The 8913-nt window shown below is 70.2% G+C and carries 12 protein-coding genes and 1 pseudogene; 10 read left to right on the forward strand and 3 right to left on the reverse strand.

The window, feature by feature from the left end; genetic code table 11:
- Positions 1 to 129: 129 nt before the first annotated feature.
- The 6 genes and pseudogenes from ACFV0G_RS28180 to ACFV0G_RS28205 all read left to right on the forward strand — a co-directional run bounded on the left by ACFV0G_RS28180 (position 130) and on the right by ACFV0G_RS28205 (position 3955).
- Complete coding sequence (locus ACFV0G_RS28180; protein WP_380553894.1) at positions 130 to 477, forward strand: PadR family transcriptional regulator; 348 nt, start codon at positions 130 to 132, stop codon at positions 475 to 477.
- Positions 474 to 1418 carry a hypothetical protein gene (locus tag ACFV0G_RS28185; RefSeq protein ID WP_380553897.1) on the forward strand — a complete coding sequence of 315 codons (945 nt, stop codon included), beginning with the start codon at positions 474 to 476 and terminating at the stop codon, positions 1416 to 1418. Before ACFV0G_RS28180 ends, ACFV0G_RS28185 begins: the two co-directional genes overlap by 4 nt.
- Positions 1419 to 1485: 67 nt before the next feature.
- On the forward strand, positions 1486 to 1701 hold the full coding sequence (locus ACFV0G_RS28190; RefSeq protein WP_380553923.1) for an e9imm peptide: 216 nt from the start codon (positions 1486 to 1488) through the stop codon (positions 1699 to 1701).
- A 410-nt stretch (positions 1702 to 2111) separates the two neighbouring features.
- Positions 2112 to 2693 carry a GNAT family N-acetyltransferase gene (locus ACFV0G_RS28195; RefSeq protein WP_380553900.1) on the forward strand — a complete coding sequence of 194 codons (582 nt, stop codon included), beginning with the start codon at positions 2112 to 2114 and terminating at the stop codon, positions 2691 to 2693.
- A 240-nt stretch (positions 2694 to 2933) separates the two neighbouring features.
- Positions 2934 to 3095: pseudogene (locus ACFV0G_RS28200) on the forward strand (SpoIIE family protein phosphatase); the annotation flags it as partial.
- A gap of 53 nt (positions 3096 to 3148) precedes the next feature.
- Positions 3149 to 3955 carry an ATP-binding protein gene (locus ACFV0G_RS28205; protein ID WP_380553926.1) on the forward strand — a complete coding sequence of 269 codons (807 nt, stop codon included), beginning with the start codon at positions 3149 to 3151 and terminating at the stop codon, positions 3953 to 3955.
- 317 nt (positions 3956 to 4272) lie between these two features.
- On the opposite strand, the gene ACFV0G_RS28210 is transcribed toward ACFV0G_RS28205, so the two are convergent.
- A complete protein-coding gene (locus ACFV0G_RS28210) occupies positions 4273 to 4464 on the reverse strand; it encodes a hypothetical protein (protein WP_380553903.1) in 192 nt (63 codons plus the stop codon).
- A gap of 216 nt (positions 4465 to 4680) precedes the next feature.
- Here ACFV0G_RS28210 and ACFV0G_RS28215 point away from each other — a divergent pair, with 216 nt between their 5' ends.
- The 3 genes from ACFV0G_RS28215 to ACFV0G_RS28225 all read left to right on the forward strand — a co-directional run bounded on the left by ACFV0G_RS28215 (position 4681) and on the right by ACFV0G_RS28225 (position 6545).
- Positions 4681 to 4965, forward strand: a complete 285-nt coding sequence (locus tag ACFV0G_RS28215; RefSeq protein ID WP_380553907.1) for a hypothetical protein — start codon at positions 4681 to 4683, stop codon at positions 4963 to 4965.
- A 303-nt stretch (positions 4966 to 5268) separates the two neighbouring features.
- The gene (locus ACFV0G_RS28220; RefSeq protein ID WP_380553929.1) at positions 5269 to 5637 is read left to right on the forward strand and encodes a Uma2 family endonuclease; all 369 of its coding nucleotides are present in this window, start codon (positions 5269 to 5271) and stop codon (positions 5635 to 5637) included.
- 212 nt (positions 5638 to 5849) lie between these two features.
- Positions 5850 to 6545: a hemerythrin domain-containing protein gene (locus ACFV0G_RS28225; RefSeq protein WP_380553910.1), complete on the forward strand. Its 696-nt coding sequence runs from the start codon at positions 5850 to 5852 to the stop codon at positions 6543 to 6545.
- Between the two features lie 235 nt (positions 6546 to 6780).
- On the opposite strand, the gene ACFV0G_RS28230 is transcribed toward ACFV0G_RS28225, so the two are convergent.
- Together ACFV0G_RS28230 and ACFV0G_RS28235 are read right to left on the reverse strand one after the other, a co-directional pair.
- A complete protein-coding gene (locus tag ACFV0G_RS28230) occupies positions 6781 to 7242 on the reverse strand; it encodes a hypothetical protein (RefSeq protein ID WP_380553913.1) in 462 nt (153 codons plus the stop codon).
- A gap of 7 nt (positions 7243 to 7249) precedes the next feature.
- Positions 7250 to 7855, reverse strand: coding sequence for a helix-turn-helix domain-containing protein (locus ACFV0G_RS28235; protein ID WP_380553916.1), 606 nt, complete (start codon positions 7853 to 7855; stop codon positions 7250 to 7252).
- 199 nt (positions 7856 to 8054) lie between these two features.
- Between ACFV0G_RS28235 and ACFV0G_RS28240 the strand changes: the two genes are divergently transcribed.
- Positions 8055 to 8438 carry a hypothetical protein gene (locus tag ACFV0G_RS28240; protein WP_380553920.1) on the forward strand — a complete coding sequence of 128 codons (384 nt, stop codon included), beginning with the start codon at positions 8055 to 8057 and terminating at the stop codon, positions 8436 to 8438.
- Positions 8439 to 8913 lie beyond the last annotated feature (475 nt).

Consider the following 8913-nt stretch of genomic DNA (forward strand, 5'->3'; position numbering starts at 1 on the left):
CCGGGGCCACCCCGGCCCCCGGGCGGGTACACCCCCCAACCCCCCCGGCCGGGTCCCCGGGGGCCCCCCCGCCCGCCCGCCACGCCGCACACTGGCACCCATACGCAGCTCAGCGGTATATGTAGTCGCATGACAGAACGCGCAATGCAGGAATCCACCCTGCTGCTGCTCACCGCCCTCGCCGACGCCCCCCGGCACGGATACGCGCTGATCAAGGAAATCGACGCGATCTCCGGCGGGCGGGTGGCAATGCGCACCGGCACCCTCTACGGAGCACTCGACCGGCTGCTCCAGCAGGGCCTGATCGAGGTCGCCGCCGAGGAGGTCATCGACGGCCGGGCCCGACGCAGCTACGCCCTCACCGGCGCCGGACGCGACGTCCTGGCCACCGAGGCCGAACGGCTGCGCGCCGTCGCCGCCGAGGCCCAGCGCCGCCTCGGCGGCCCCGCGGCCCACACTCGCCGGGCCCTCGCGTGACCACCCGCACGGTGGCCCTGCGCACCGCCCTCGCCGCCTACCCGGCGCACTACCGCCGCGACCGCGGAGCCGAACTCGCCGAGGTCTTCGCCGACACCACCGCCGACGCCGGCCGACTCGCCACCGCCCGCGAAGCACTCGACCTCGCCGCCTACGGCCTGCGGCTGCGCACCCGCCTGACCGCCACCACCCTCGGCGGCCGACTCCTCGCGACCGCCGCGCCCCTGCTCGCCGGCGCCCTGCTCGGTGCCGGCCCCGTCCCCGGACTGGCCGACCCCCGCACCCACGAGATCCGCGTCGCCGCCAGGTCCGGCCTGACCCCGCCCTGGGCCGACCTGCCCGACCACCTCGCCGTCCTCGGCCTGACCGTTGTCCCCGCCCTGCTCGCCGCCGCGGCCGCCCTCGGAGCCTGGCGCGCCGCCCGCGTCCTGGCCGTCGCCGTCGCCCTGCTCGGCGCCCTGCGGATCGCCCTCGCGGCGCAGGACGCCCCGACCGGCTGGTGGGTCCTCTACACGGCGACCGCCCTGATGCCGTACCTCGCCGGAGGCGGCTTGCTGCTCGCCGCCCCGCCCGATCTGCTCGACGAACCGCGACGCCACGCCCGACCGCTCCTGGTGCTCGCAGGCGCGGCCGCCGGCTTCGCTGCGACGCAGGCACAGGGGCGCTACGACACCCGGCACCTGATGGACGGGTGGCGGCCGCTCCTCCTGCTGCTCGCGCCCCTGCTGCCGGCCGTCCTGTGCGCAGCCCGCGGCCGCCTCGACGCCGCAGCCGCCGGGCTCGCCCTGCTGCCGCTGACCGCTGCCTTCAGCCTGTTCAGCCTCTGGCAGCAGGCGGGCGGAGTCCTCGGCCTGCTGCCATGGGCGGCCGCGACCACGTCGGCCCTGGCCGTCGCAGCCCACCTCCTGGCAGGCCCTCCCTCGCGAGCGGCGGTCACGTAGGAGCTGTCCGGCCGATCTTGCGCTTGAGTAGGGTGCTTCTGCTCTTGAAGGGTGGGTTCAGTTGCAGATGACGCGCGAGACAGCGGTCACGCTGGTGCAGAACGTCATGGATGTTGAGTACGACGAGGACGAGATGCAGCGCGTGCTGGACGAGCTCGACAGGGGGCTCGGCTGCCCGACTGGCTACGTTGCTGGATTGATCTTCTGGCCGAAGGGCAGGCAAGAGCCGACAGCAGCCGAAGTCGTTGACCAGGCGTTGGCCTACCAGCCGTTTGTGCTGTGAGCGACTTCAAGCCCCCCAGCCAGATGATGATGGCGACCGCCGTGACGGTGCCGAGGAACACGTGACCGAGCGTGTCGTATCGAGTGGCCACGCACGGTGCTTGAGCTTGTTGATGGCCCGTTCGAGGGCGTTGTGCCTTTTGTAGCGGTCCTCGTCGAAGCCGGGGGCCTGACCGCCGCAACTCGCCTGCCGCCTGCACCGCCAGGTGAAGGTGTGGTGAGGCCAGGGGAATGGGTAGGTCCGGGGCGGGGGTGGCCCGATTGCCGGGCCTGAAAAGCCGTTGCCGAACCGGGAAGTTCGTCTGATGGCCGAACGAAGGTTCCCAGCTGGTGCGGTGGGAGTGGCACCGTTCGCCCCGGTGTCCGCAAGTCCGTTCGCCTGCACGCGTATGGCTGCCTACCCTGCCAATTATGAGCTTCGCATACGGGATCAGGCCTGAGCAGGCCCAAGATCATCCGGAAGTACGCCGCGTACATGCACTTGCCTTCGGCGATCCGGAACGCGTCCCCGGCCTGGTGGACGCGCTTCGCGACGCGCCGGGCGCAATCGAGCCGATTTCGCTCGTCGCGACGCGGCGTGATCAGGTTGTCGGGCACGTCATGCTCAGCGCCTGCCGCCTGGATGCCATGCCCCAGCTGGTCGATGTCGTCAGCCTGTCACCCCTGGGCGTCCACCCGGACCACCAGCTCCACGGCGTCGGCACCCAGCTGATCAAGGCAGCCCTGAAAGCAGCTGACGACCGCGGAGTGCCGCTGGTCTTCTTGGAGGGCTCGCCGACGTACTACGGGACGCGTGGTTTCCAGCGGGCCAGCTCGTGTGGGTTCCGTTCACCCTCGCTGCGCATTCCGGATCTGGGGTTCCAGGTCGCGAAGCTGTCGTCGTACGAGCCCTGGATGACCGGCACATTCGTCTACTCCGAGGCATTCTGGGCAAACGACTGCGTAGGACTACGCGACCCCGAGAGCTTCGCGCGGATCGCCACCCAGGTCTGAGAAATCGCTGTACCGATCACGAGGCGTGTCGATCGAACGGGAGTCCCGATCGGGTGACTGCGGCGGGTGCCGCGCATGAAAGCAGGGCCTCTTGGTAGCCCAAAGGGTGTCGACGCCAACAAGCTGCCCAGGAAGCCCTGTTGCCGCATCTCTACGGCATCGCGGGAGTTGGGTCCCTTCGACCGGTTCTGCCGGTGCTGGCCTGGCTGCGCGGCCGGGGCGGTCAGCCGGATCATCCCCATGTCGGGCGCCCGCACCGCGCTCGTCGTCGGCGAGGTCGACGGCTCCGGCATTCATACCTCCGCGGCAATGGGACAGCTGCGCATCGCGCTGCGCTGTCTGGCCGCCCTCGACCTGGAACCGGACGAGCTGCTGGCCCGCCTGGACGAGACCGCCCGGCAACTGGCAGCGGAGCGCCGTGCGCTGCCCGCGGCCGACCCGCTGCGCACGCGGCGCTGGTCGCGAGCCGCCTGTGCGCGATTTACGACCCGGCGTCCGGCACCCTCACTGCGGCCCGCGCCGGCCACGCCGCCCTGGTCCTCATCTCTCCCGACGACGCCCTCGCCGAGGTGGACCTGCCGGACGGACCGGCGCTGGGAACCTCCGAGACCGCTCCCTTCGCCGCGGCCTCCATGCCCGTCCCCGACGGCACGGTGCTGGCGCTCACCACACCGGCCCTGTACGCCGCCCTCGGCGCACAGGGCCTGCTGGCGCACCTTGCCGGCGCCGAACGCTCTCTACGCGAGCAGTGCGACCACATCCTGCTCGCGTCGGGCGACACCGGGCAGGCGGGAGCGGCGGTCATGCTCCTGGCCCGGGCGGCCGGACTGGACCGCGACGACGCCGCGGACTTGGTCCTGGATACCGACGAGCGGGCCCCGGCGCAGGCCCGGGCGCTGGTGCGGACGCAGCTCGGACGCTGGGGCCTGCCCGAGGAGGCCGTGTACACCACCGAGCTCGTGGTGAGCGAGCTGGTGACCAACGTGGTCCGCTACGGCGATCCTCCATGTCGGCTGCGCCTGATCCATGCCGACCGTCTCAGTGTCGAGGTCAGCGATGGCGAGGCCTCCAGTCCCCACCTGCGCCACGCCCGGACCACGGACGAGGGCGGCCGCGGACTCTACATCGTGTCGCAACTCGCGGACCGCTGGGGCGTCCGGTACGCCGCCGCGGGAAGACGGTGTGGGTCGAACAACAGGTCGGTGACGGTGTCGACCTGCCCTGATCGCGGGAGCGGCGTCGCATCCGGGCGTGCTGCGTGATCGCCCTGCGTTCCCTGTGACTTGACAAGGCGTGGCGCACCCCGCGCGGTCACGGGGATCCGGCACCTCTGCGAACTGTTCCAGTAGGCCCGGGATCTCCTCGGGCCGGGGCTCGGGCTGCCGGCGGAGCTGGTCAAGAGCAGGCGGGATCGGCGATGATGCGTCGGCAGGCACGGTCTTCCAGTCGGATCATGGGGCGTCGAGAACTCCACGATCTTGGAAGTTCGTGCCTGCCACGTTCCGGGACCCCACCAAGCTGACAGACCGCCACGAACCGCGCCCCACACGAGAACGCTGAAGCCCTGCCGGTCGGATATTCACCATCCGGGCTCCTGCAGCTCCGCCGCGCGCCCGCTCATCACCTCCACAGCGTCGCGCAGCTGAGGACGCGGCCGGGGGTGCGCCTCCTGGACGAGCTTCACCGCGTGAAGCCGCCGACCACTCCTGATCAGCTCGTCCACCTCTTCCCGGACCACCGGCAGCAACGCGTCCCAGATCGAGTTCTCCATGCGCCGATCCAAGCAACTCACCCGCTCCCACCACCACCGTATTAACGGTGCGCCCCGCGTGAAGACCCGCTCAGTGAACCCGGGGTAATTGCGGGCCATGACCCCACCGTCGGGCCCCCTATCGCCACCCAGGGAAGCCAGTGCCCGCTTTGCATCCGGACTGCCACCAGAACAAATCGGGGTAACCCGCTCAAGTCTCGACTACGCCGAAGCCCTGTGCTCCAGCGCCTGGCCGCCGGCCCCAAGGCCGATGCGGTCAAGCTGAAGAAGACCCGCAAGGCGCTGGCACTCCTGCAGACCGACCCCCGCTACCCCGGCCTGCACTCCCACCAGTACGAGAACTTCCCTGGCCACACCGGTGAGAAGGTCTGGGACTCCTACGTGGAGAACCACACCCCCGGCGCCTGGCGCATCTACTGGACCTACGGCCCCGACGAGAAGAGCGACCGGGGCGAGGACGTTCAGGTCATCACCGTCCTGGTCATCGGCCCTCACCTGTAGCAGCACGTGTCGGCCCGACCAGCCGTACCGTCGAGGGGAGCGGGGTCGCCTGCGCACCAGCTCGGCCGCCGTATCCCCTCACGGCGGGCCGAGCCTCGCCTCCCGGGAACCATGACGGCGCTGAAGGAGGTGGGGAAAGGTGGGTGTCACCGCGCGCGAGCGGGGCGGTCCCTGGACCGCTGGCGACGTCCTGGCGATGCCAGGGGACGGGTACGAACGGGGCGAGCTGGTCGGCGGGCAGCTCTGCTGAGTTCCGTTCCCGGGGGCGGACACCAGCGTGCCGCGAGCCGTCTGGCCCGACTCCTGGACGCCGCCGCCCACACCGCCGGCGGGCAGTTGGAGGTGCTCGGGGCCGTGAATGTCATGGTTCCTGGCGGTCTGCTGGTCCCTGACCTGGTGGTGGCCGACAGCGAGTTCGCCGCCGGGGCCGATCTCACTTTCGACTGCTCCGACGTCGTCCTGGTGGTCGAGATCGTCGAACCCGCCACCCGCCCCACCGACGTCCACCTGAACCCCGCCCTGTATGCGGCGGCCGGCATCGAGCACTACTGGCGACTCAAACCCGACCCCGTACCCCGCCTCCACCTCGGCCACCTGGAGCGCGGCACCTACACCGACCGCCTCGTCCGGGCCGGCGAGACCACTGCTCTCACCGACCCGTTCCCACTCTGATGAGAATCCTCGAATTTCCCCGGCCTCGCTCTCAACTCCTCGGATAGTCCCCCGTTGAAGCAAGTGAGGACTTCAGCGAGCAAGGGTGCGGGTGCTCGGCTGGGGCCGCGCCGGCGGGTTGTTGGCTTGGCCTGATTACAGGCGGCCGGGCCGGCGTCACTAGGCTGCGGGTTCCCGCAATGATCACTGTTCCCTCACAGAAGTGGACCCCGATGCCCGCCACCGCCGACCCGGCCACCGCCAACGAGCGCCTGGACCCGCAGGAGATGGTCGTCCTGCACCGCGTCTTCCGCCGGGAGATACCGCTCCTGGCGGACCTGATCGAGGCTGCCGCCCCCGGCGACCGGCGGCGCACGGCCGTTCTTGCCGACCACCTCGACCTGGTCCTCGGCGCCCTGGGCGAACACCACGAGGGCGAGGACGACCTGCTGTGGCCCAAGTTGCGCGAGCGCGCAGCCCCCGACGAAGACGTCGTGGCGCGGATGGCCGACCAGCACGAGGCCATCGCCGGCGCGCTCGCCACTGCCACCGAACTGTCGCACCGCTGGCGCACCGGGGCCGACGGTGACACCGCCCGGAACCTCGCAGAAGCCCTGCGCACGCTCGACCGGCATGCCGCCGACCACATGGACGACGAGGAGGAACACCTCCTGCCTCTGATGGCCCGCCACATCACGCCCCGCGAATGGACCGAGGTCGGTGAACGCGGGCGCCGCAGCGTCCCCAAAGCCAAGCTGCTGATCTTCCTGGGCGCCATCCTGGAGGACGCGACCGCGCAGGAACGCCGGCTGTTCCTGTCGCAGATGCCCGCCCCGGCCCGCGTACTGTGGCGTACGCTCGGCATCCGTCTCTACGACCGCACTATCGCCCGCGTCCGTCGGAGCGACGCTGTGGTCCCGCAGGTATAGCGCCGATCCCACGCGTGGGAGGGCGGGGTTCCAGGCCCTCCCATCAGCAAGGTGGGGAATCGCGCGAGCAGCTCTGAGGAACACCCGAGCGTGGGGTGGGGAAATCCAGGGAGCCTCATCAACTCGACATCGACCCCGCCACGCTGCGCCAGTAGACCAGAGCGACCCGGACCTGCGTCCCCTCGGACAGCGCCCGAGTGGCTGTGTTCACGAGTCGAGTACCGGCAGCAGATGTTCACCGGTACGGATCGCGCTGCGGGCCGAGGCCAGGGCGGTCGTGCCAGCGCAGACGGTGTTGGTGTTCCAGCGGTCGCTGATCTTGCAGGCCCAGTTTCGGCCTGGAGCGCGGGTCAGTCGATGCTGGTCGTTGGAGTTCAGCTACCACGACCTGGGGGTGGCGTACCTGTGCTGCTGGAGGTTGTCGTCGGGCCGTCAGGAGTTGCGGGTGCTTGCGGTCAGGCCGAGCTCGCGCCCAGTGCTTCACGCGGCTGCGGACGGCGAGGGCGGCCAAACCGAGGAGGACAGGTTCGCCGATGCGGGAGGCCATCTCGATGACGGTGCCGGGCAGCGTGAGGTTCTGATCGCTGGAGCGGAAGACGACCCAGTTGACGACCACCAGGCCGGCCTTCTCCGCCCGGTCGGCGCTGTTCGTTGGCCATGCGTCGTGGAACTTGGTCTGCCCATGGTCGAGCTCCACGGATGCTCTACGTATGAGCCGGGCCCGGGGTGCTCGCGGGGTTCACGGCACGTGCATCTGCAGCCACGTAGACCTTGACGACCGCGGTCATCGCCGGGCACGTGCGGGGCTCTGGGGTGACCCAGGCACTGATCCCCGACGCGGCGCAGGCCCCAACCATGATCCCGACAAGCATCGTCAGCACGAGAGGGCCTCGCGGCCGCGTCGACCGGAGCTCGCTCACCGGTGGTGGAGCCGGCCGTACCTGCGCCTCCGGTGGGACCGGCTCCTCGGCCGCCGACGGCGCGGCCGCCTTGGCCGGGGCGGTAGCCGAGTCCGGGGCACCCTGCTCCGGGTGGCAGACTCGCGCAGCCCTCGACCATTGCTGTTTCCACGCGGCACTGTCGTCGCCGCAGGCATCGACGAAGGCGGCGACCGTGGGCCAGGTCGGGAGCCGGGTACCACTGACGGCGTCGTGCAGGGTCGTAGCGGACACCCTTCCCGAAGCCCTCGCCATGGCTCGGAACGAAGGTTCACCCGCATCCATGCGCAGCCCTCGCAGGGCACCTGCGAGTTCGTCGATCGCCGTGCGACGTGCCTGAACACCGTCGTCCGACGCGTCCGTTCGACCCACGAGACGTCCCCCCGCCCGTTGTTCTTCGACGTACAACGCTGTCCTGGGTACCGGACACCTTGGCGCGCATCGATGATAAATCTCGATCGCGGGCTGCGGGACAGTTCCGGGTCAACGGCCGGGCCAAGAACGACAAACCGGTGCGGCAGGCGCCGCCGCACCGGCAGACCTCAACACCCAGACACCGAGGAGACAAGACATGAGGCTCACGTTGGGACGCCGCGCCGGAGCACTTGCTGCAATCGTCGCGCTGTCCGCGGGCGGGCTGCTCACAGCAGCGGGAAGCGCCTCCGCCGACGACAGCGTCCAGCTGACCACGAGCAACTGGGTCGGCATCTACAAGGACGCCAACACCAGCGCCAAGACCGGGGCTGCGGACGCCTCCCCCAGCTCCTGGATCTACGCTCACTGCTGGAAGGTCGGCCAGAGCATCGGTAACTGGGGTAACACCTGGTACCAGATCACCTACGTCTGGTACAACGGCGCCTCGGGATGGACGTACACGCCGGGATACGCCTTCGCCGGCTACGTCGACAACAACGCCCACACCGTGAACCGCGACAGCAACATCCCCCAGTGCTGATGACACATTAGGCGCAAGGGCTTCCGGTCGACCCTCGATGCTGAAGATCAGCCACTGACCACCTGGCCGCACAGTACGCGGCCTGGGAAGAGGCGCGGTGCTGAGGGTTCGGGCGCCAGCTTGATGGCCATCTGCGCGGGCGGGGCGGCCTCCATCGCCGACCTCGCCCGCGCCGTGGTCGGCTGCGCCGTTGCTCGAGGCCGTCAACGTCCCCCTACCCCACGAGCTGCTGATCCCCCGCCATCGCTTTGATCGAGCGCGATGGCGGCGCCGCGCGTGTCGCCACTGTCGATTGCTTGGGGTGGCCCTGGCCGTCGACATCGTGTCCCCTCGACGGGCGTCCGCATGAGGCTGAGTCTGTACGAGGCCCTCGGTATCGAGCACGACCGACGCACGCCTGCTGGAGCAGCTCACCGCGGTCGGCAAGCCGCCGCGCAGCGCGATCGTGGTCGAGGTGGACGAGGTCTACGGACAC

This window comes from Kitasatospora sp. NPDC059571, assembly GCF_042735675.1.
Lineage (GTDB): Bacteria > Actinomycetota > Actinomycetes > Streptomycetales > Streptomycetaceae > Kitasatospora.